Source organism: Methylobacterium sp. WSM2598 (genome assembly GCF_000379105.1).
Taxonomy (GTDB): Bacteria; Pseudomonadota; Alphaproteobacteria; order Rhizobiales; family Beijerinckiaceae; genus Methylobacterium.
The window spans coordinates 2342921-2364722 of the sequence record NZ_KB900609.1 but is presented as its reverse complement, the minus strand read 5'-3'; the positions used below and the strand labels follow the sequence as shown (position 1 = coordinate 2364722).

At 72.8% G+C, this 21802-nt stretch carries 20 protein-coding genes; 15 read left to right on the top strand and 5 right to left on the bottom strand.

Annotation, left to right across the window (positions count from 1 at the left end; all coding sequences use genetic code 11):
* The first annotated feature begins 12 nt into the window (after nucleotides 1–12).
* From MET2598_RS0111075 to ung, 3 genes are all read left to right on the top strand, one after another.
* Nucleotides 13–591: a hypothetical protein gene (locus tag MET2598_RS0111075; RefSeq protein WP_018260869.1), complete on the top strand. Its 579-nt coding sequence runs from the start codon at nucleotides 13–15 to the stop codon at nucleotides 589–591.
* Between the two features lie 74 nt (nucleotides 592–665).
* Nucleotides 666–2183 carry a bifunctional metallophosphatase/5'-nucleotidase gene (locus tag MET2598_RS0111070; protein ID WP_018260868.1) on the top strand — a complete coding sequence of 506 codons (1518 nt, stop codon included), beginning with the start codon at nucleotides 666–668 and terminating at the stop codon, nucleotides 2181–2183.
* 12 nt (nucleotides 2184–2195) lie between these two features.
* Nucleotides 2196–2900 (top strand): uracil-DNA glycosylase, encoded by a 705-nt coding sequence (gene ung, locus MET2598_RS0111065; RefSeq protein ID WP_018260867.1) that lies wholly within the window; start codon nucleotides 2196–2198, stop codon nucleotides 2898–2900.
* 18 nt (nucleotides 2901–2918) lie between these two features.
* On the opposite strand, the gene aqpZ is transcribed toward ung, so the two are convergent.
* Nucleotides 2919–3650: an aquaporin Z gene (gene aqpZ / locus MET2598_RS0111060; protein ID WP_018260866.1), complete on the bottom strand. Its 732-nt coding sequence runs from the start codon at nucleotides 3648–3650 to the stop codon at nucleotides 2919–2921.
* A gap of 227 nt (nucleotides 3651–3877) precedes the next feature.
* Nucleotides 3878–4966, bottom strand: a complete 1089-nt coding sequence (locus MET2598_RS0111055; protein WP_012332430.1) for an inositol-3-phosphate synthase — start codon at nucleotides 4964–4966, stop codon at nucleotides 3878–3880.
* Nucleotides 4967–5461: 495 nt separating this feature from the next.
* Between MET2598_RS0111055 and MET2598_RS0111050 the strand changes: the two genes are divergently transcribed.
* A complete protein-coding gene (locus tag MET2598_RS0111050) occupies nucleotides 5462–5920 on the top strand; it encodes a MaoC family dehydratase (protein ID WP_018260865.1) in 459 nt (152 codons plus the stop codon).
* A 35-nt stretch (nucleotides 5921–5955) separates the two neighbouring features.
* Here the strand turns inward: MET2598_RS0111050 and MET2598_RS0111045 are convergent, their stop codons facing one another.
* Both MET2598_RS0111045 and MET2598_RS0111040 read right to left on the bottom strand, forming a co-directional pair.
* On the bottom strand, nucleotides 5956–6858 hold the full coding sequence (locus MET2598_RS0111045; protein ID WP_018260864.1) for a peptidylprolyl isomerase: 903 nt from the start codon (nucleotides 6856–6858) through the stop codon (nucleotides 5956–5958).
* Nucleotides 6859–6999: 141 nt separating this feature from the next.
* Nucleotides 7000–7314, bottom strand: a complete 315-nt coding sequence (locus MET2598_RS0111040; RefSeq protein ID WP_012332433.1) for a hypothetical protein — start codon at nucleotides 7312–7314, stop codon at nucleotides 7000–7002.
* Between the two features lie 200 nt (nucleotides 7315–7514).
* Between MET2598_RS0111040 and MET2598_RS0111035 the strand changes: the two genes are divergently transcribed.
* From MET2598_RS0111035 to alr, 7 genes are all read left to right on the top strand, one after another.
* A complete protein-coding gene (locus tag MET2598_RS0111035) occupies nucleotides 7515–10271 on the top strand; it encodes a bifunctional acetate--CoA ligase family protein/GNAT family N-acetyltransferase (RefSeq protein ID WP_018260863.1) in 2757 nt (918 codons plus the stop codon).
* Between the two features lie 647 nt (nucleotides 10272–10918).
* Nucleotides 10919–11323, top strand: a complete 405-nt coding sequence (gene rpsF, locus MET2598_RS0111030) for a 30S ribosomal protein S6 (RefSeq protein WP_012332435.1) — start codon at nucleotides 10919–10921, stop codon at nucleotides 11321–11323.
* A gap of 2 nt (nucleotides 11324–11325) precedes the next feature.
* Nucleotides 11326–11577, top strand: coding sequence for a 30S ribosomal protein S18 (gene rpsR / locus MET2598_RS0111025; RefSeq protein WP_012332436.1), 252 nt, complete (start codon nucleotides 11326–11328; stop codon nucleotides 11575–11577).
* 109 nt (nucleotides 11578–11686) lie between these two features.
* Complete coding sequence (locus MET2598_RS0111020; protein ID WP_012332437.1) at nucleotides 11687–12646, top strand: DUF2232 domain-containing protein; 960 nt, start codon at nucleotides 11687–11689, stop codon at nucleotides 12644–12646.
* A gap of 58 nt (nucleotides 12647–12704) precedes the next feature.
* On the top strand, nucleotides 12705–13274 hold the full coding sequence (gene rplI / locus MET2598_RS0111015) for a 50S ribosomal protein L9 (RefSeq protein WP_012332438.1): 570 nt from the start codon (nucleotides 12705–12707) through the stop codon (nucleotides 13272–13274).
* A 285-nt stretch (nucleotides 13275–13559) separates the two neighbouring features.
* Nucleotides 13560–15047 carry a replicative DNA helicase gene (locus MET2598_RS0111010; RefSeq protein ID WP_018260862.1) on the top strand — a complete coding sequence of 496 codons (1488 nt, stop codon included), beginning with the start codon at nucleotides 13560–13562 and terminating at the stop codon, nucleotides 15045–15047.
* Nucleotides 15048–15250: 203 nt separating this feature from the next.
* The gene (gene alr, locus MET2598_RS0111005) at nucleotides 15251–16345 is read left to right on the top strand and encodes an alanine racemase (protein WP_018260861.1); all 1095 of its coding nucleotides are present in this window, start codon (nucleotides 15251–15253) and stop codon (nucleotides 16343–16345) included.
* Here alr and MET2598_RS0111000 read toward each other — a convergent pair.
* A complete protein-coding gene (locus MET2598_RS0111000) occupies nucleotides 16333–16905 on the bottom strand; it encodes a cytochrome b (protein WP_018260860.1) in 573 nt (190 codons plus the stop codon). The two genes, alr and MET2598_RS0111000, sit on opposite strands and share 13 nt — an antisense overlap.
* 241 nt (nucleotides 16906–17146) lie before the next feature.
* On the opposite strand from MET2598_RS0111000, the gene radA reads away from it, so the two are divergent.
* The 4 genes from radA to MET2598_RS0110980 all read left to right on the top strand — a co-directional run bounded on the left by radA (nucleotide 17147) and on the right by MET2598_RS0110980 (nucleotide 21799).
* Entirely contained in the window at nucleotides 17147–18580 is a 1434-nt protein-coding gene (gene radA / locus MET2598_RS0110995) for a DNA repair protein RadA (protein WP_018260859.1), read from the top strand.
* 182 nt (nucleotides 18581–18762) lie between these two features.
* Nucleotides 18763–19359 carry a CvpA family protein gene (locus tag MET2598_RS0110990; protein WP_012332443.1) on the top strand — a complete coding sequence of 199 codons (597 nt, stop codon included), beginning with the start codon at nucleotides 18763–18765 and terminating at the stop codon, nucleotides 19357–19359.
* A 172-nt stretch (nucleotides 19360–19531) separates the two neighbouring features.
* Complete coding sequence (purF, locus tag MET2598_RS0110985; RefSeq protein WP_012332444.1) at nucleotides 19532–21031, top strand: amidophosphoribosyltransferase; 1500 nt, start codon at nucleotides 19532–19534, stop codon at nucleotides 21029–21031.
* Between the two features lie 6 nt (nucleotides 21032–21037).
* On the top strand, nucleotides 21038–21799 hold the full coding sequence (locus MET2598_RS0110980; RefSeq protein WP_012332445.1) for an SDR family NAD(P)-dependent oxidoreductase: 762 nt from the start codon (nucleotides 21038–21040) through the stop codon (nucleotides 21797–21799).
* Nucleotides 21800–21802: the final 3 nt, after the last annotated feature.

The window sequence follows — 21802 nt, the reverse complement described above, 5'->3', positions numbered from 1 at the left end:
GAAGATCGGACGATGACGGGCAGGTTCCTGCGCGGCCTCCTGGCGGCCGCCCTCACCTACGGATTCGCGCTCCTCCTCGGCGCGGCCCTGTTCCTGGCGGTCATCCGCCTCGGCGTGTTCGGCTTCCTGCCGATCCTGTTCTACCGCGGCCTCGCCGGGCTCGGCCTGACGCTCCTCCTCCTCGGCGCCGCGATGGCCTGGGTGACGGGGCGCCGCCGCTTCGGCCTCGACCTCGCGCGGCGGGACGCGCTCGGGGCGAGCGTCACCGCGGTGGCGCTCCTGCTCGCCTTCTTCACCCTCGGCCCGGTCACGATCGACCGCTCGATCTCCGTCTTCCTGCTCGGCCGCTTCGCCGGGGCGCCCGAGGGGCTCGAGCGGCGCGCCGTCGAGGACGCGTTCCTGCGCGTCTACGTCGCGGATTGGGCCCAGATCCCCCGACGCCTCGACGAGCAGGTGGCCTCCGGCAACCTCGTGCGCGAGGGCGACCGCTACCGCCTGACGCCCCAGGGCGCGCGCTTCATTGGCACGGCCCGCGCCATGGCGCGGCTGTTCGGGACGGATCCGCGCTTCGTCGGCCCAGCCCCGCCCTGACCGCGGGGCGTCTTTCCCCGGTCAAGAAGCTCGGCCACAGAGGGGCGGATCCTCTCCCAGCCGAAAGGTCGCCCATGCCGCGCCCCAGCCGCCGCGAGACGTTCGGCCTCGGCCTCGCCGGTCTCTCCGCCACGCTCGCGGGCGGGCCGGCGCGGGCCTTCGGCCCCGACGTCGACTTCACCCTGGTCCTCGTCAACGACATCTACCGGATGGGCGCGCGGGACGGGCGCGGCGGCTTCCCGAAGCTCGCCGCCATCGTCAAGCAGGAGCGCGCCCGCGGGGTGCCGGTCCTGGTCTGCCACGCCGGCGACACGCTCTCGCCCTCGCTGATGTCGGGCTTCGACCAGGGCCGGCACATCGTCGCCCTCACCAACCTCATCCGTCCGGACGTGTTCGTGCCCGGCAATCACGAGTTCGATTTCGGCCAGGCGGTGTTCCGCGAGCGGATGGCGGAGGCGAATTTCCCGGTCTTCGCCGCCAACCTGCGCCAGGCGGACGGGTCGCGGCTCCCGGGCCTGCAGGATGCCGAGGTGCTGGATCTCGGCGGCGTCAGGGTCGGCGTGGTCGGCATCGCCCTGCCGGAGACGCCCTCGAAGTCGCAATCGGGCGATTGGCGCTTCGGCCCGGCCCTGGAGACGCTGCGCCGCGAAGCCGCGTCGCTCCGGGCCGCCGGGGCCGAGTTCGTGGTCGCCGTCGCCCACACGGACCGGGCCACCGACCAGGCGCTGGTGGCGAGCCGCCTCGCCGACGTGGTCCTGTCGGGCCACGACCACGACCTCGCGCTCGGCTACGACGGCCGCACCGTCTTCGTGGAATCGAGCGAGGAGGCGAACTACGTCACGGCGGTCGACATCCGGATCGAGGTCCGCGGCACCGGCCAGGAGCGCCGGGCGATCTGGGTGCCGCGCTTCCGCATCCACGATTCGAGCGCGATCGAGCCGGACCCGGAGGTCCAGGCCGCCGTGGACCGGCTGGAGGCGGAGCTCTCCCGCGAACTCGACCTGCCGCTCGGCCGCACCGGGACGGATCTCGACACCCGGATCTCCACCGTCCGGGCCTCCGAGTCGACCTTCGGCAACCTCGTGGCGGACGCGCTGCGCGACGCGACCGGCGCGGCCCTCGCCATCACCAACGGGGGCGGCATCCGCGGCAACCGGCTCTACCGGGCGGGCAGCGTGCTGAGCCGCCGCGACGTGCTCACCGAACTCCCCTTCGGCAACACGACCGTGCTGGTCGAGATCAGCGGCGCGCAGGTGCGGGCGGCCCTGGAGAACGGCTTCGCCGAGGTGGGGCATCCCGCGGGACGCTTCCCGCAGGTCTCGGGCCTCACCGTCACGGTGGCGGCGAAGGCCCCGGTCGGCCAGCGCGTGATCGAGGTGCGGGTCGGTGCCGAGCCCCTCGATCCGCAGCGGCGCTACACCGTGGCGTCGAACAACTTCATGCTCGGCGGCGGCAACGGCTACGGCATGCTGGCGGAGGGCCGCACCCTGATCGGCGCCACCGACGGGACGCTCGTCGCCAACGCGGTGATGACCTACATCCGCACGCACGCGCCGGTCTCGATCGAGGCCGGGCGCATCCTGATGCGCTGAGTCCGAGTCCCGATGCGAGATGCCGACACCGTCGCGGGGGCGCTCTCCCGCTTCCGCGCGAGCGGCTCGCCCTGGCTCGCCCTGCCCTTCTTCCAGGACGGCAGCGCCGAGCGGGTCGCGGAGGCGGTCGATGCGAGGCGGGCCCAGGGCGCCGTGATCCTGCCCTCGCCCGACAGCGTCTTCGCCGCCCTGACCCTGACGCCGCTCCCCGAGGTGCGGGCCGTGATCCTCGGCCAGGACCCCTATCCGACGCCGGGCGACGCGCACGGCCTCGCCTTCTCGTATCGCGGCGCCCGGCGCCTGCCGGCCTCGCTGCGGGTCATCCTCGCCGAGATGGCGGAGGATACCGGCGCGCCGATGCCGAAGACGGGCGACCTCAGCGCCTGGGCGCGCCAGGGCGTCCTCCTGCTCAACACGGCGCTGACCGTCGAGGCCGGACAATCCGGCGCCCACCTCGCCCTCGGCTGGTCGGACCTCACCGATCAGGCCGTCGCGGCGGTCTCCGCGCGGCAGGAGGCGGTCGCCTTCCTGCTCTGGGGCGCGCCGGCCCGGCGACGGGCGGCCCTCGTCGACCGCGACCGCCACCTCGTCCTCGAAGCCGGCCACCCCTCGCCCCTCAACCGCCGGGGCGACTTCCGGGGCGCCCGGCCGTTCAGCCGGGCGAATGCCTGGCTCGCCGAGAAGGGCAGGCCCGCGATCGACTGGCGTCTGGCCTGAGGACGTCTGGTGTGAGGCTCACGGGACGGCGGGCTTCGGGGCGGCGCCCGTGACCTCGGCCGCGGGTTCCTCGCTCAGCCAGCGGAAGAGCTTGCCCCCGAGCGCGCCGCCCAGGATCGGCGCGACCCAGAACAGCCAGAGCTGGAACACCGCCCAGCTGCCGGCGACCAGGGCCGGTCCGGTGCTGCGGGCGGGGTTCACCGACAGGTTGGTGATCGGAATGCCGACGAGGTGGATCAGCGTCAGGCCGAGCCCGATGGCGATCGGCGCGAAGCCGGCCGGCGCCTTCCCGTGCGTGGCGCCCATGATGATGAACAGGAACATCATGGTGAGCACGACCTCGGCCAGGAAGGCGGAGCCGACCCCGTAGCCGCCGGGCGAGTGCGCCCCGTAGCCGTTGGCGGCGAAGCCCTTGGCGGCGTCGAAGCCGGGCGCCCCGCTGGCGATCACGTAGAGCAGCATGGCCGCGACCACCGCCCCCGCCACCTGCGCGCCCACGTAGGGGCCGATCTCCTTCGAGGGGAACCGCCCCCCGACCGCGAGCCCGATCGTGACCGCCGGGTTCAGGTGGCAGCCGGAGATCGGCCCGATCGTGTAGGCCATGGTGAGCACGGTCAGTCCGAAGGCGAGGGCGACGCCCAGGAGCCCGATCCCGACCTGCGGGAAGGCGGCGGAGATCACCGCGCTGCCGCACCCGGCGAATGTCAGCCAGAAGGTGCCGATGCCTTCGGCGACGCATTTGCGAAACATCGTGACGCCTCCCATGGGGTCCGAGCGTCGCGCGCCATCGACAGCAAGTTCACGAAAGCCTGCTGTGAGCCTTGACGCAGCACCGACCGGTTCGTGGTCCCGGGACAATACGCGAAGCGCCGAGTCAGGCAAGTGGAGGCGAGATCACGGGCGTGCGATCCGATCGCGAGCTCTCGCACGGCGATCAACTGGCCGCATTCCCGCCGGTCGCGCGAGATGGCGGGCGCTCAGCCGGGCTCGGATTCCCCGGCCACGAAGCGGAGCGTGCGCCGATGCGCCTCCTCGTCGCTGAATTGCTGCGGGGGCGACTTCATGAACCAGCTCGACGGGCCGGTGAGCGCCCCGCCGAGGCGGCGGTCCAGGGCGAGCTTGGCGCAGCGCACCGCGTCGATGACGATGCCGGCCGAGTTCGGCGAATCCCAGACCTCAAGCTTGAGTTCGAGGTTGAGCGGCACGCCCCCGAAGGCGGTGCCTTCGAGGCGGATATGCGCCCATTTGCGGTCGCTCAGCCAGGGCACGTAGTCGCTCGGCCCGACATGGATGTCGGAGGGATCCAGAGGCCGGTCGACCTGGCTGGTGACCGCCTGGGTCTTCGAGATCTTTTTCGATTCGAGGCGCTCGCGCTCCAGCATGTTGCGGAAGTCGGAATTGCCGCCGAAATTGAGCTGGTAGGTGCGGTCGAGGCGCACGCCCCGCTCGCCGAACAGGTGCGCGAGCGTGCGGTGGACGATGGTCGCGCCGACCTGGCTCTTGATGTCGTCGCCGATCAGCGGGAGGCGGCGCGCCGCGAAGCGCGCCCGCCACTCGGGGTTGGAGGCGATGAAGACCGGGATGCAGTTGACGAAGGCGCAGCCGGCCCTGAGCGCCGCCTCGGCGTAGTGCTCGGTGGCGGCCTGCGACCCGACCGGCAGGTAGGAGACCAGGATCTCCGCTCCCGCGCGCTCCAGCGCCGCCGCCACGTCGACCGGGGCCTCGCCCGATTCCGGCACCATGTCGCGCAGGTAGCGCCCGATCCCGTCGAGGGTCGGGCCGCGGGCGACGGTCACGCCGGTCGGCGCGACCTCGGCGAAGCGGGCCGTGTTGTTCGGGGGCGCGGCGATCGCCTCGGCGAGGTCGCGCCCGACCTTGGCGGCCGACACGTCGAAGGCCGCCACCACCTCCACGTCCGCCACGTGGTAGCCCCCGAGCACCACGTTCATCAGCCCCGGAACCACCTCGTCCGGGGCGGCGCCGCGGTAATAGGTGAGGCCCTGGACGAAGGACGACGCGCAGTTCCCGACGCCCGCGATGGCGACCCGCAGAGTCCTCTGTCGCAACGCACGCACTCCCCTGTCGCGAGGCGGCCCGGCGGGGCATCCTCGGGCCGAACCGACGGGCCCCGGCCCTCGCGCCCGGCGCCCCGGGGGGTAAGTAGAACACTCTCCAGGAGTATCATCCCCCCGTCGAACGCGGATGCATCGCGCCCGGCGAGGCTCGCATGCGCTGTCCAGACGTGAGCATCCGGACAGCGTACGACAAGCTCGCGCGGCGCGTGAGCGACGCCGACATCCGCATGGCGACGCAATCCGTCGGATGTCGGATCACGAGCCCGCGCGGCGCTTGAGCGAAGCCGACATCCGCATGGCGACGCAATCCGCCGGATGTCGGATCTATGCCGGCGGCCCGGGATGCCGACGCATCGGGCCGCCGACCACCTCGAAGTGGCGGCACACGCCGATGGCCTGACGAAAAATGGCCTGGCGAAAATTCCAGAACGGCCCCAACGGTCCTGCGAGGTGACCGTTGAGATCGGCTCCGGGCGGGAGGATGGCATGCAGGCATTCGACGGGCCGGAGGCCCTGGCGGCGGCGCTCGGGCAGGAGTTGGGCGTCGGCGGCTGGATCACCGTGGATCAGGCGATGATCGACCGCTTCGCGGAGGCGACCGGGGATCGCCAGTGGATCCACGTCGATCCGGAGCGGGCCGCGCGCGAATCGCCCTACGGCACCACGGTGGCGCACGGCTACCTAACCTTGTCGCTGGTGCCGCAGTTCATCGCCGAACTGCGCCGGCTGGACGGCCTGCGGCTGAGCCTCAATTACGGGCTCGACCGCGTCCGGTTCCCGGCGCCGGTCCTGGCGGGCGCGCGCCTGCGCGGCCGGGTGCGGCTCGCGGCGGCGACCCCCGTGCCGCCGCGCGGGCTGCGGGTGACCTACGGCGTCACGGTCGAGATCGAGGGCCAGGAGCGACCCGCCTGCCTCGCCGACGCGGTGGTGCTGCACCATTGGTGACGGGACGGCCCGAGGGCCGCCCGCGCGGCGGGCCGCTACTTGGCTTCGGCCGGCTTGGCTTCCGTCGGCTTGGCTTCGGCCGGCTTGGCTTCGGTCGGTTTGGCCGGCGCGGGCGCCTCGGTCTTCTCGATCTTCGCCTGCTCGCGCAGCTTGGTGATGATGTCCTGCTGCGTCTTGCGCGTCAGGTAGGTGTCGATCTGCTCCTTCATCTCGTCGAAGCCCGGCACCGGCTTGGTGCGCTTCTCCTCGACCTTGATGACGTGCCAGCCGAACTGCGTCTTGACCGGGTCCGACACCTTGCCCTGGTCGAGCTTGAAGGCCGCCTCGGCGAAGGCCGGGACCATGCGCTCCTTGGTGAACCAGCCGAGATCGCCGCCCTCGGCCTTGGAGCCGGGGTCCTTGGAGGTCTCGGCCGCCACCTTGGAGAAGTCCTCGCCGCCCTTGATCCGCGCCGCGATCTTCTTGGCGTCGGCCTCGTTGTCGACGAGGATGTGGCGCGCATGCACCTCCTCCTCGGGCTTCAGCGTCTTGACGGTGTCGTCGTAGAGCTTGCGCGCCGCCTCGGGCGTCACGGCCTTCTTGGCCTCCCGCTCCAGGTACTCGTCGAGCAGCAGCTTGTCGCGGAAATAGGCGAGCTTGCGGGTGAAGTCCGGGCTCTCGGCGACCTTGGCCTTCTCGGCGGCCTGGGCGCCGAGCTTGAGGTCCACCATGTAGTCGACGAGGAGCCCCTTCTTCTGCTCGTCGCTCACGCCCGGCAGGGAGAGCGCCGGGTCGTCGGCCGCGACCGCGAGGTCGGCGGCCGTGACCGGGCTGCCGTTGACCCGGGCCACCACCGTGTCGGGCGCCGGGTTCGGCGCGGGCGCCGTCTGGGCGACGGCGGGCAGGGCGAGGCCGAGCACGAGGGCGGCCGTGCGCCAGGAAAGGGAAACTGTCTGCATCGGACGATCCTTGCGCCGCGAAGGTCGGGTTGGTCCCGGACGGACGCGGCGGACAGGTGGCGCAGTTCGCCCGACAACACAAGAGAGTCCCGCGGACGCAGCCCCGCGGGGGCGGAGCGGCGTCCCGGGCCCCCGTCGCGCTCAGAAGCCGGGCGCCATCACCTCGACCCGGTCGCCCCGGCGCGCGAAGGCGATCTCGGCCGGGGCCTCGTCGCGCTGCCCCGGAACCGACAGGCTGACCCGCTGGTCGGGGGCCAGGGTCGCCACGAGGCGGACGGGCCGCTCCGCCGAGGCGAGGGTCGCCACCACCCGGTACCCGTCGCGCTCGACCGTGTAGTAGGCGACGCCCCGGTAGGGGCCGAGATCGAGGTTGTGGGCGTGACCCGGGCGGAGCTCCGTCGCGCCGGCGGCGCCGGCCGAGAGGAGGACGAGGGCGAGGGAGACACGAAGGCGCATGAATCTGCTCGGTGCGGTTCTGTCCGGCGCGATGGGCGCTCCGGAAAGCCGGATGACCGGGAGACCTCAATTTATTTTAGCCATGCTGCGCCGCAACGCAAATTTTTGCATTGCCACCTTGCGGCCGCGGAATGGCAAAGCTGGACGTTGCGAGGCGCCGCGCCATCTCGGCGCGGCCGGCCGATTGGGGGGCCTCACCGATGAGCACCTATCGCTTCGACCGCATCCTCTCGCCGCGCAGCGTCGCGCTCGTAGGGGCGAGCGAGCGGCCCGGATCGTTCGGCGCCGCGATCCTGCGCAACCTGCGCGAGGCCGACTTCCCGGGACCGATCTGGCCCGTGAATCCCCGGCACGACACGGTCGACGGGCTGCCCTGCCACCGCTCGCTGGAGGATCTGCCGGAGCCCGCGGACCTCGTCGTGGTGGTCTCGCCGGCCGAGAGCGTGCCCGGCGTGGTCGCGGCGGCCGGGGCGCGCGGCTGCGGCGGGGCGCTGATCATCTCGGCCGGCCTCGGCGCGGGCGAGGGCTCGCTCGCCGAGGCGGCGCGCCTCGCCGGGCGGGCGCACGGCCTGCGCCTGCTCGGGCCGGAATGCATGGGGCTCGCGGTGCCGGCGGCGCGGCTCAACGCGAGCCTGCTCGCGCATCGGCCGCCCCGGGGCGACCTCGCCCTCATCACCCAGTCCCGGACCGTGGCGGCGGGCATCGCCGAATGGGCCTCGGGACGGGGCTACGGCTTCTCGGGCGTGCTCTCGGTGGGCCAAGCGGTCGACGTCGACATCGCCGATTGCCTCGACCACTTCTCGGCCGATCGCGGCACCCGGGCGATCCTCCTGCACCTGGAGACGATCCGCGACGCGCCGAAATTCATGTCGGCGGCCCGCGCCGCCGCCCGCGCCAAGCCCGTGGTGGTGCTGCGCTCGGGGCGGCACGAGACGGCGCGCGCGGACGGCCGGCCCGTCACCCACAGCGGCATCCTGGCCAAGCCCGATGCGGTCTACGACGCGGCCTTCCGGCGGGCCGGGCTGCTGCGGGTCAACGCGCTCCACGAGATGTTCTCGGCGGTCGAGACGCTCGGGCGTCAGCGGCCCTTCCCCGGCAAGCGCCTCGCGATCGTCACCAACGGCCGCGGCGTCGGGGCGCTCGCGGTCGACCGGCTCGCCGATCTCGGCGGCACCCTCGCGACCCTGTCGCCGGCCGCGGCCGAGCGGCTCGACGCGGCGCTCCCGCCGACCGGTCTGCCGGCGCGCCCCTGGGCCAACCCCCTCGACCTCGATGCGGACGCGGACGGCACCCGCTACGCCGCCGCCCTCGACGCGCTCATCGCCGACCGGGAGAACGACGCCGTGCTGGTCATCAACGTGCCGACCGCCCTGTCGGGCGGCGAGGCGGTGGCGGGCGCCGTGGCCGAGGCGGTGCGCCGCGGGCGCAAGGCGAGCCTGCGCGCCAAGCCGGTCTTCGCCGTCTCGGTCGGCGACAGTCTCGCGGCGACCGAGGCGCTCGGGGCGGCGGGCATCCCGCGCTTTCCCACCGACGCCGAGGCGGTGGAGGGCTTCATGCACCTCGTGCGCTACCGCGAGGCGCAGGACGACCTGATGAAGACGCCCGACTCGCTGCCCAAGGACTTCTCCCCGGACGTGGCCGCCGCCCGGACGATCGTCGCGCGGGCGGTCCGGGAGGGCCGGACCTGGCTCGACCCGCGCGAGGTGGCGGCCCTGTTCGCCGCCTACGCGATCCCGATGCTGCCGGTGCACTTCGCCGCCGATGCCGACGCGGCCGCCGAGACCGCCTGGCCGATGATCGCGGCCGGCGCCACGGTGGCGCTCAAGGTCGTCTCGCCCGACATCGTCCACAAGTCCGACATCGGCGGGGTGCATCTCGACCTCACCAGCGAGGCGGCCGTGCGGGAGGCCGCCGCCGATATCCTGGCCCGGGCCGCCCGCGACCGGCCCGAGGCGCGCGTGAGCGGCTTCGTGGTCCAGCCGATGCTGCGCCGGCGCAAGGCGCGCGAGCTGATCGCCGGCCTCACCGACGACCCGGTCTTCGGCCCGGTGGTGGTGTTCGGGCGGGGCGGCACCGCGGTCGAGGTCATCGACGACCGGGCGCTCGCGCTGCCGCCCCTCGACCTGCGCCTCGCCGCCGAGCTGATCGGGCGCACCCGCGTCTCGCGCCGGCTCAAGGCCTACCGGGACGTCGCCGCGGCGGACGAGCGGGCGATCGCGCTCGTCCTCGTCAAGCTCGCGCAGCTCGCCGCGGACCTGCCCGAGGTGCGCGACCTCGACATCAACCCGCTGCTGGCCGACGAGACCGGGGTGATCGCGGTCGATGCGCGCGTCGCCGTGGCGCCGAGCCCGGCCGCGGGGCGTCGCGACGCCGGCCGCGGCCCGAGCCACGCCCGCTTTGCGGTGCGGCCCTACCCGACCGAGTGGGAGCGCAGGATCGCGCTCGACAGCGTCAGCGCCTTCATCCGCCCGGTGCGCCCGGAGGACGAGGGCCTGTTCGAGGACTTCTTCCGGCACGTGAGCGAGGCGGACCTGCGCCTGCGCTTCTTCGCGCCGGTGCGCGACTTCAGCCACGCCTTCCTGGCCCGCCTGACCCAGCTCGACTACGCGCGGGCGATCGCCTTCGTGGCGCTCGACGACGAGACCGGCGCGATGATGGGGGCGGTGCGGCTCCACGCCGACGCCAACCACGAGACGGGCGAGTACGCGATCCTGATCCGCTCCGACCTGAAGGGGATCGGGCTCGGCTGGGCGCTGATGGGGCTGATGCTCGACTGGGCCCGCGCCGAGGGCATCCGCCACGTCGAGGGGCAGGTGCTGCGCGCCAACACCACCATGCTGACCATGTGCCGCAAGCTCGGCTTCGCGGTGGGGACGGACCCGTCGGACCCCGAGGTGATGCTGGTGCGCCTCGATCTTGCCGCCGCGAGCCCGGCCGAGCCGGTCGAGGCCGGCTGACGCGGCGAAGCGTCCCTCTGCCCGCCCGAGCGGAGCCTGCCTCCGCCATCCCGCAGCGATTGCGGCAGCCATCGCCGAGGGATCGGGCGGCTTCGGGATGACGCGACGGTCACGAACCCAGGAACGCGTCCCGGCGACGTGCGGAATTCCGATTCATGACGCAGCCGCTCCCCGGGTGCACGGGGTCCGGCTGCTGGCCGACTGCACGGCCGAGCCGCCCGCTCTCGACGATGGGTCTTGGGCCGTTGACCTTGGGCCGTTGACCTTGGGCCGTTGACCTTGGGCCGTTGACCTTGGGCCGTTGACCTTGGGCCGTTGACCTTGGGCCGTTGACCTTGGGCGGTCGAACAGGCGGACGCGTTCATCGCCTGAGTGCCATCCGCGCGTCGGCGGCCGCCGCCTTGCCATCCCGCGAAAACCTGCTATAGCCCGCGCCTCGCGTTCGCTCCGGCCGGGGGCTGAACGGACGGTGCCGCTCGCCGGCACAGGGGTTCGCGCCCCGGCGTCCCGTGTCTCCGCCTTCGAACAACCGCTCGGGCCTCTGCAGGCTCGAAGGGCTTGGCGCCGTGCGACGCGAGTGAGAACCGGCCCGAACGCCCGTCGTCAGACATCCGGCAGGACGGCTCCATTCCGACGAAAGGCCCACCATGGCTCTGTACGAGCACGTGTTCCTGGCGCGCCAGGACGTGACCTCGCAGCAGGTCGAGTCGATGATCGAAGCCTACAAGGGCGTCATCGAGTCGAACGGCGGCAAGGTCGAGAAGACCGAGATGTGGGGCGTGAAGTCCCTCGCCTACCGCATCAAGAAGAACCGCAAGGCCCACTTCACCCTGCTCAACATCGACGCGCCGCCGGCCGCCCTGGCCGAGATGGAGCGCCAGATGCGGATCTCGGAGGACATCCTGCGCTTCCTGACCATCCGGGTCGACGCGCTGGAGGGCGAGCCCTCCGCGATGATGCAGAAGCGCGACCGCGACGAGCGCAAGGACCGCGAGCGCGGCCGTCGTCGGGACGATGACGGCTACGTCGGCGAGCGGAACGAGGAGGGCTGATCATGGCATTCGGTGCTGGTGGCGGCGGGGGCCGCCGTCCGTTCTTCCGTCGGCGCAAGACCTGCCCGTTCTCGGGCCCCAACGCCCCGAAGATCGACTACAAGGACGTGAAGCTCCTCTCCCGCTACGTGTCGGAGCGCGGCAAGATCGTTCCCTCCCGCATCACCGCGGTCTCGGCCAAGAAGCAGCGCGAACTCGCCCAGGCGATCAAGCGCGCCCGCTTCCTCGGCTTCCTGCCCTACGTCATCCGCTGAGGCGGAACGACGCGCACCAACCCGGCGGTCATCGGGCCGCCGGGGTCGCTGGGGCAGAGTGGCCCCTAACCCTGCCGATCCCCGGCAGCGGGACAGCGGACCGGATTCGATGGCTTCCTCCCTCGGCATCGGCGTCGTCGCCGGCCTCGCCTCGGCCCTGCTCATCGGGGTCATCGTCACGGCGACGCCGCTCGCGCTCCTCCTCTACCTGCTCGCGCCGCTGCCGATCCTGATCGTGTCGCTGGGCTGGCGCCACCGCACCGGGCTCGTCGCCGCCGCGACCGGCACGCTCGCGCTGATGCTCGCCGCCTCGCCCCTGCGCGGCCTCGCCTTCCTGGTCTCGACGGCCCTGCCGGCCTGGTGGCTCGGCTACCTCGCCCTGCTCGGCCGCCCGTCCGGGTCCGGCGCCCCCGGCGCGATGGAATGGTACCCGCTCGGCCGCCTCCTCGCCTGGATCGCCGGCACCGCCGCGGTCGCGCTGATCCTGGTGGTGGTGATCTCCTCGGGCGATTTCGCCGCCTACGAGGAGCGCATGCGGCGCATCGCCCGCGGCGTGACCCAGATCGAGATGCAGTCGGTCCGGCCGGACGCCGAGACCCTGCCGGAGGGCGACCTCGCCCGCATCGCCGACCGGCTCTTGCGCATCGCGCCGGCCGTGATGGGCACGACCTTCACCCTGCTGCTGACCTTCTATCTCTGGGCGGCCGGCCGCATCGTCCAGCTCTCGGGCCGCCTGCCCCGGCCCTGGCCGGACCTGCCGGCGACCGCCATGCCCCGGGCCGTCGTCGCCGGGCTCGTCGCGGCCGCCGCCCTCGGCCTCGCCCCCGGCTTCCCCGGCATCTTCGGCATCGGGCTCGCGGGAGCGCTGGGGGCCGCCTTCGCGCTCCAGGGGCTCGCCGCCCTGCACGACCGCAGCCGCGGCAGGCCCGGCCGGGCGCCGCTCCTGATCGGCCTCTACCTGCTCGTGTTCCTGACCCAGGGGATCGCGCTCACCGCCCTGGCCCTGTTCGGGCTCGCCGACACCCTGTTCCGCCTGCGCCGCCGCCCCGCGGAGGTGCCCGCCCCCTGACCGGTTCCGGGCCCGAACCGGCCCGGTCCCCTCCATCCGCTGACAAGGAGTGACGACGATGGAAGTGATCCTGCTCGAGCGCGTGGCCAAGCTCGGCCAGATGGGCGAGACCGTGAAGGTCCGCCCGGGCTTCGCCCGCAACTACCTGCTCGCCCGCGGCAAGGCGCTGCGCGCCACCGAGGCGAACAAGAAGCGCTTCGAGGACCAGCGCGCCCAGCTCGAGGCCCGCAACCTGGAGCGCCGCACCGAGGCGCAGGCCGTGGCCGAGAAGCTCGACGGCCAGAGCTTCGTGCTGATCCGCCAGTCCGGCGAGACCGGCGTCCTCTACGGCTCGGTCTCGACCCGCGACCTCGCCGAGGTGCTGACCCAGAACGGCTTCACGGTGGGCCGCGAGCAGTTCAGCCTCAACCAGCCGATCAAGACGCTCGGCCTGCACAATGTCCCGGTGGTGCTGCACCCGGAGGTCGAGGTGACCGTGACGGTCAACGTCGCCCGCAGCCCCGAGGAGGCGGAGCGCCAGGCCCGCGGCGAGTCGACCACGGTGCGCGACGAGCTCGACCTGGAGGAGCTCGGCCTCGAGGTCGGCGCCGCCCTGGCCGAGGCCGGGCCGGACGCCGGGGAGCGCTGAGCGCGCGTCGGGGCGCGAGTCTGGGCGCGAGTCTGGGAAAGCCGGGAGAGCGGGGACAATCCGCCCTCCGGGCTTGACTTGTTCCGGTTTCGTTCCAGCATGGCGGGGCTCGATGCCGGCGGCATCGGGCCCCGTTTGCGTTTCCCCCGGCACGATGGTGGGGTGCGCGGCCCGCAGCCGCGGGTCGCGCTCCGCGGAAAGCTTCGGTCAACCATGCCGGTGCAAGGGTCGCCGGATCGTCCAGGGGCACGCGCCGCCCCGGGCGCAACCACACGGAGACGCCGGATGGCCATTCCCAGCACCCTGACGGCGAACCTGGAGCCCGTGCCCCAGGAATACCGGGTCGCGCCCCACAACATCGACGCGGAGCAGGCCCTGCTCGGCGCCATCCTGGTCAACAACGACGCCTATTACCGCGTCTCGGACTTCCTCCTGGCCGAGCACTTCATGGAGGAGGTGCACCGGCGGATCTTCGAGGTGGCGGTCAGCCTGATCAAGGCCGGCAAGCTGGCGAGCCCGATCACGCTCAAGACCTTCCTGGGCGACGCGGATCTGGGCGGGCTCACGGTGAGCCAGTACCTCGCGCGGCTCGCCGCCGAGGCGACGACCGTCATCAACGCCGAGCATTACGGGCGCACGATCTACGACCTCGCCCTGCGGCGGCGCCTGATCACGATCGGCGAGGATCTGGTCAACGGCGCCTACGAGGCGCCGGTCGAGACCTCGCCCCGCGACCAGATCGAGGCGACGGAGCGGCGCCTCTACGAACTCGCGGAGACCGGCAAGTACGACGGCGGCTTCCAGAAATTCTCCGAGGCGCTCACCGCCGCCGTCGACATGGCCGCCAAGGCCTACCAGCGCGAGGGGCGGCTGTCGGGCATCGCCACCGGCCTGTCGGACCTCGACGGCAAGATGGGCGGGCTGCAGCCCTCCGACCTGATCATCCTCGCGGGCCGCCCCGGCATGGGCAAGACCTCGCTCGCCACCAACATCGCCTTCAACATCGCCAAGGCCTATGCCGGCGAGAAGCAGCCGGACGGCACGATGAAGACCGTCAACGGCGGCATCGTCGGCTTCTTCTCGCTCGAGATGTCGGCCGAGCAGCTCGCCACCCGCATCATCGCGGAGCAGTCGGGCGTCGCCTCCTACAAGATCCGCCGGGGCGACATCCGCCCGGAGGATTTCTACAAGATCACCGACGCCGCCCGGGACATGCAGACGATCCCGTTCTACATCGACCAGACCGGCGGCCTCTCGATCGCGCAGCTCGCCGCGCGGGCGCGGCGGCTGAAGCGCCAGCGCGGCCTCGACCTCCTGGTGGTCGACTACCTCCAGCTCCTCTCCGGCGCCTCCAAGAAGGGCGACAACCGCGTGCAGGAGATGACCGAGATCACCACCGGCATGAAGGCCCTCGCCAAGGAGCTGGAAGTGCCGATCGTCGCCCTGTCGCAGCTCTCCCGCCAAGTCGAGTCCCGCGACGACAAGCGGCCCCAGCTCTCGGACCTGCGCGAATCGGGCTCGATCGAGCAGGACGCCGACGTGGTGCTGTTCGTCTTCCGCGAGGAATACTACGTCAAGAACAAGAAGCCGCGCGAGGGCACCGAGGAGTTCTTCACCTGGGAGGCGGAGATGAACCGCGTCTACGGCAAGGCCGAGGTGATCATCGGCAAGCAGCGCCACGGCCCGACCGGCACGGTCGAGCTCCAGTTCGACGCCGAGATCACGCGCTTCTCGAATCTCGCGCAGGGCGACCGGCTGCCGGAGCCGATGTGATCCGGCATCCGCTTGATCGCAGCGGATCCCGGATCACGCGCCTGCGCGGCGCCTGCGCGCGGCGCCTGAGCGAAGCCGACATCCGCCTTGCCGAAATGCGAGATGGCGAAGCCATCAACCGGATGGCGTATGATCCGGCTATAAGCCGGGCCGGGGACGATCCCGCCGGATCGCCCCGCCCCCTCCGCTGCGGACCAGAGGCGATGACGGCCACCTCCCCCCACGGCGCCCGCCTGACCATCGACCTTCGCGCCCTCGAGGCGAATTGGCGGCGCCTCGCCGAGGAGGCCGCGGGGGCCGAGTGCGCCGCGGTGATCAAGGCCGACGCCTACGGGACCGGCATCGACCGTGCCGGCCCGGCCCTGTGGCGGGCGGGCTGCCGCACGTTCTTCGTCGCCCACCTGTCCGAGGCCGAGCGCGCCCGCGCGGCCCTGCCGGAGGCGGTGATCTACGTGCTGAACGGCCTGCCCCCGGGCAGCGCGCCGGCCTACCGGGACCGCGCCCTGCGGCCCGTGCTCGGCTCCCGCGAGGAGATCGAGGAATGGGCGGCCTTCTGCCGGGCGCGGGGGGAGCGGCTGCCGGCGGCGTTGCACGTCGATACCGGGATGAACCGGCTCGGCCTCTCCCCCGACGCGGCCCTGGCGCTCGCCGGCGGCGCCGCGCTAGAGGATGTCGCGGCGAGCCTGCTGGTGAGCCATCTCGTCAGCGCCGAGGTGCCGGGCGACGCGGTCACGGCGCGCCAGGTCGCGGATTTCGCCAGGGTGGCGGCGGCCTTCCCGGGCCTGACGGCCTCCCTCGGCAACTCGGCCGGCACGTTCCTCGGCGCGCGGGCGCGCCACGAGATGGTGCGGCCCGGCTACGCCCTCTACGGCGGCAACCCGCGCCCCGGCGGTCCGAACCCGATGCGGCCGGTGGTGCGGCTCGACGCGACGATCCTGCAGGTGCGCGACGTCCCGCCCGGCGCGACGGCGGGCTACAACGCCCGCTGGACGGCGCCCGGTCCGCGCCGGCTGGCGACGCTCTCGCTCGGCTACGCGGACGGCTACCCGCGGGCGGGCTCCGGGCGGGCGGAGGCGGTGGTGGCCGGCCGGCGCTGCCCCGTGGTCGGCACGATCTCGATGGACCTCGTGATCCTGGACGTGACCGACGCGCCGCCGGAGGCCGCGCGGCGCGGCGCCCGCGCGACCCTGATCGGCGAGGGTCTCGACATCGACGAGGTCGGGCAGCGGGCCGGCACCATCGGCTACGAGATCCTGACCAATCTCGGGCGGCGCTCCGAGCGGGCCTATATCGACTGAGCGCCGCGGGCGCGCCGCCCGGGCCACATCCGCGCCAGCACCTCGTCGAGCCGCACGAGGGCGTGCCACGCCACCGCCAGGAAGTGGAGCGCGAGGAGGAGACCGATCGCCCAGGCCCCCCAGAGGTGGATCTCGCCCCCCAGATGCGACAGCGGCTTGTCGATGGGCACGAGCCGGGGCCAGGAGAACAGGCCGAACCAGGGCAGCGCGTAGCCGCCGGCGCCCGAATCGACGTAGCCGCTCAATGGCATCAGCAGCATCAGGGCGTAGAGGCAAAGATGGGCCGCGCGCGCCGCCGCGCCGGCGAGGCGGGACGGCCGCACCCGGAATCCGGGCGCGCCGGCGATCCAGCGGCAGAGGACGCGCAGGGGCAGCAGCACCAGCACGGTCATGCCGATCGACTTGTGCAGGTCGAGGAGTTCCCGCCGGGGCGAGGTGCCGGGCGGCAGGGTGCTCGCCCAGACGCCGATGGCGAGGGCGACCAGGATCAGGGCCGCCATGCCCCAGTGGAAGGCGCGGGGGGCGCCGGCGTAGTGGTGGGCTTGACCGTCGGGGGACATCGTGGCGATCCGTGCGTGCGATCTCCCCCGCGCTGTCCGGCCCGATTGCGGCCGCAGCGCGACGCTCAGGTTGCTGGCGCGTGACTGTTGCGATCCCGGGACGGCGGGGACATATCGGGAACATCGGCGACCTCCGGCCGCGTTCCGCGAGACGACCGTGGCGGCACCGTCGCATCCTCGCGCCGCGCCCGCCCCGGACCGCGGCGACCATCCCGACCTTCCCGCGCGAGGCAGACCATCGATGGCCAAATCCCACCAGACCTTCGTCTGCCAATCCTGCGGCGCGGTCTACAATCGCTGGCGCGGGCGCTGCGAGGCCTGCAACGGCTGGAACTCGATCGTGGAGGAGACCGGCGCCGGGACCCAAGCCGCCGGGCCGGTGGCGACGCGGCCGAGCCGGGCCAAGGGCCGGGTCTTCCCCCTCGAAGGGCTCGCCGGCGAGGTCAAGGACGCGCCCCGCACCCCCTCGGGCATCGCCGAGCTCGACCGGGTCACCGGGGGCGGCTTCGTGCGCGGCTCGGTCATCCTGCTCGGCGGCGATCCCGGCATCGGCAAGTCCACGCTGCTGATGCAGGCCTCGGCGGCCCTCGCCGCCCGGGGGGAGCGCGTCGCGTACATCTCGGGCGAGGAGGCGGTCGGGCAGGTGCGGCTGCGGGCGGAGCGGCTCGGCCTCGCGGGGGCGCCGGTCGAGCTCGCCGCCGAGACCAACGTCGAGGACATCGTCGCCACCCTGAGCCAGGGACGGCCGCCGGCCCTCGCGATCATCGACTCGATCCAGACCATGTGGACCGAGACGGTCGAATCGGCGCCGGGCACCGTCACGCAGGTGCGCGGCTCGGCCCAGAGCCTGATCCGCTTCGCCAAGACCAGCGGCACGGCGGTGATCCTGGTCGGGCACGTCACGAAGGACGGTCAGATCGCCGGGCCGCGCGTGGTCGAGCACATGGTCGACGCGGTCGCCTCCTTCGAGGGCGACCAGGGCCACCACTTCCGCATCCTGCGGGCGGTCAAGAACCGCTTCGGTCCGACGGACGAGATCGGCGTCTTCGAGATGACCGACGGCGGCCTCGCCGAGGTGCCGAACCCCTCGGCCCTCTTCCTGGCCGGCCGCGACCTCGCCGCGCCCGGCACCGCGGTCTTCGCCGGCATGGAGGGCACGCGGCCGCTCCTCGTGGAGATCCAGGCCCTCGTCGCCCCCTCGGCGCTGGGCATGCCGCGCCGCGCCGTGGTCGGCTGGGATCCCAACCGGCTCTCGATGGTGCTGGCGGTGCTGGAGGCCCATGCGGGCATCCGGCTCGGCACCCACGACGTCTACCTGAACGTGGCGGGCGGCCTGCGCATCGGCGAGCCGGCCGCGGACCTCGCGGTCGCCGCCGCCCTGGTCTCGTCGCTCTCCGCCACGCCCCTGCCCTCCGACGCGGTCTATTTCGGCGAGATCGGCCTGTCGGGGGCGGTGCGGCCGGTGGCGCAGGCGAATGCGCGGCTGAAGGAGGCGCAGAAGCTCGGCTTCGCCCGAGCGCTGATGCCGCAGGGACGCGGGGAGGCCGGCGAGCGTGGCTTCCCCGCCGAGGCGCTCGCGCACATCACCGACCTCGTGGCCGGCATCGCCTCGGGCAGGCCGGTCGGCCGCGGCGCCAAGCGCCCCCGCCTGCCGGCCTACGATCCGGAGGGGTGACCGTCGCGCGGCGCGCGGCACGGCGCGTGGAAGCGGGCCGCCCGGCCGCCGCGGACCCCGTCCGCGGGGCGCGCCTCCGGTCCGCCGGGTGACGGATCGGCCATGGCGGAGTATAGGTCTGGCGCGGCCAGGAGCAGCCGCGCCCACGAACCAACGCCGCCCGCTCCCGGTGCGTTCCTGCGATGCCCTTCTCCGTTCTCGATCTGGTCGTCCTCGGCGTGGTGGTCATCTCGGCGCTGCTCGCCGCGGTGCGGGGCTTCACCCGCGAGGTTCTGGCGATCGTCGCCTGGGTCGTGGCCGCCGCCGTCGCCTGGAAACTCCACCCCGTGCTGCAGCCGCTGGTGCAGCAGCACGTCTCCAGCGAGACCGTCTCGCGCGTCGTCGCGATCGCGGCGATCTTCCTCGGCACGCTGCTCGTCGTGTCGATCATCACCGTGAAGGTCTCGGACCTGATCCTCGATTCCCGGATCGGCGCCATCGACCGCAGCCTCGGCCTCGCCTTCGGCGCCGCCCGCGGCTTCCTCATCTGCGTGATCGGCTGGGTCTTCCTGGCCTGGCTGGTCCAGGGCAAGGTTCCGGACTGGGCCCAGCAGGCGCGCAGCCGCGAGATCCTGGACAATACCGGCCAGAAGCTGGTGGCGATGCTGCCCGGCAACCCGGACGAGCTCCTGAAACAGTTCCGCAAGCCCAAGCCCGAGGCCGACCCCGGCACGGAGGCCCCGGCCGAGGCCGATACCACGCCCCAGCGCCGGACGGATGCCACCCCTGCGCGCCGGTAGCGGCCGGCGCCTTGGCTCGGCCGCACTCCGCGCCTACATGACGAACTCGTCACCGGGCCGGTTCGGCCGACCCGGTCAATCCGTCGTGGACGAGTCGGGAACCGGCCTCGCGCCCGGGCGCCGCGTCGTCTAGCGAGGGCGGTGGCAGGGCCGGCCGCGAGGGACTTTCATCATGGCAGCACGGTGGGAATCGGGCCGGACGGCCTCCGCGGGCAGCGCGGATTTCGGCGGCCTCGACCTCGACGGCGACACCCTGCGCGAGGAATGCGGGGTGTTCGGCATCCACGGCCATCCCGACGCGGCGGCCATCGTGGCGCTCGGCCTCCACGCCCTCCAGCATCGCGGCCAGGAAGCGGCCGGCATCGTCTCCTTCGACGGGAGCGTGTTCCATTCCGAGCGCCGGATGGGCCTCGTCGGGGATTCCTTCTCGGATCTCGCCACGATCGAGCGCCTCAAGGGCCTCTCGGCGATCGGTCACGTGCGCTACTCGACCACCGGCGAGACGATCCTGCGCAACGTGCAGCCGCTCTTCGCCGAGCTGGAGACCGGGGGCCTCGCGATCGCCCATAACGGCAACCTGACCAACGGCCTGCTGCTGCGCCGCCAGCTCGTGCGCGACGGCGCCATCTGCCAGTCGACCTCCGACACCGAGGCGATCCTCCACTTGGTCGCCCGCAGCCGGCACGTGCGCATCATCGACCGGGTGATGGACGCCCTGCGCCAGATCGAGGGCGCCTACGCGCTCGTCATGCTGACGAACAAGAAGCTGATCGGCGCCCGCGACCCGCTCGGCATCCGCCCGCTCGTCCTCGGCGAGCTCGACGGCCGCTACATCCTCGCCTCCGAGACCTGCGCCCTCGACATCATCGGCGCCCGCTTCGTGCGCGACATCGAGAACGGCGAGATCGTCGTCATCGACGACGACGGCATCCGCTCGATCCGCTTCGCCGCCGAGGCGCCGATGCGGCCCTGCATCTTCGAGTACATCTACTTCGCCCGCCCGGATTCGGTGGTGAACGGCAAGAACGTCTACGCGGTGCGCAAGAGCATCGGCGTCGAGCTCGCCAAGGAGGCGCCGGCCGAGGCCGACATCGTGGTGCCGGTGCCGGATTCCGGCGTGCCGGCGGCGCTCGGCTACGCCCAGGAGACGGGGCTGCCCTTCGAGATGGGCATCATCCGCAACCACTATGTCGGGCGCACCTTCATCCAGCCGACGCAATCGGTGCGCGAACTCGGCGTGCGCATGAAGCACTCGGCGAACCGCGCCGCCATCGCGGGCAAGCGCATCGTCCTCGTCGACGACAGCCTCGTGCGCGGCACCACCTCGGTGAAGATCGTGCGGATGATGCGCGAGGCCGGGGCGAGCGAGGTGCATTTCCGCATCGCCTCGCCGCCCATCACCCATCCGGACTTCTACGGAATCGACACGCCCGAGAAGGAGAAGCTGCTCGCCGCCACCCACGACCTCGAGGGCATGCGCCGCTACATCGGCGCCGACTCGCTCGCCTTCCTGTCGATCGGGGGCCTGTACCGGGCGATGGGCGAGGAGGGCCGCGACCCGGCCTGCCCGCAATACACCGACCATTGCTTCACGGGCGATTACCCCACCCCGCTGACCGACCTCGCCGTCGCCTCGCCGCGGCGGATGGCGCTCCTCGCCGAAGCCGACTGAGACCCGATGTCCGACCTCCCGTCCGCAGAGACCAAGCCCCTCGCCGACCGCATCGCCGTGGTCACCGGCGCCTCCCGCGGGATCGGGCGCGCGGCCGCCCTGGCCCTCGCCGCCGCGGGCGCCCACGTGGTCGCGGTGGCGCGCACCCAGGGGGCGCTCGAGGAACTCGACGACGCGATCCGGCAGGGCGGCGGCACGGCGACCCTCGTCCCCCTCGACGTGACCGATTACGACGCCATCGACCGGCTCGGCGCCGCGATCCACGAGCGCTGGGGGCGGCTCGACGTCCTGATCGGCAATGCGGGCAATCTCGGCCGGCTGATGCCCCTCGGCCACGTCGAGCCGAAGCTGTGGGCGAGCGTCATGGACGTGAACCTGACGGCGAATTGGCGCCTGATCCGCTCCCTCGACCCGCTGCTGCGGCGCTCGGATGCGGGCCGGGCGATCTTCATCACCTCGGGCGCCGCGGCGAGCTGCAAGGCCTATTGGGGGCCCTACGCGGTGTCGAAGGCGGCGCTGGAGGCGCTGGTGCGGACCTACGCGGCCGAGACCGCGTCCACGCCGATCCGGGCGATGCTGGTCAATCCCGGGCCGCTGCGCACGGCGATGCGCCGGGCGGCGATGCCCGGCGAGGATCCCGAGACCCTGCGCACGCCCGAGGACCTGGCGCCGCACGTGGTGCGCCTCGCGAGCCCCTCCTGGCAGGAGACCGGGCTCATCTACGACTTTCCGAGCGACCGGGTGCTCACGCCCCAGCGCCCGGCCTGAGCG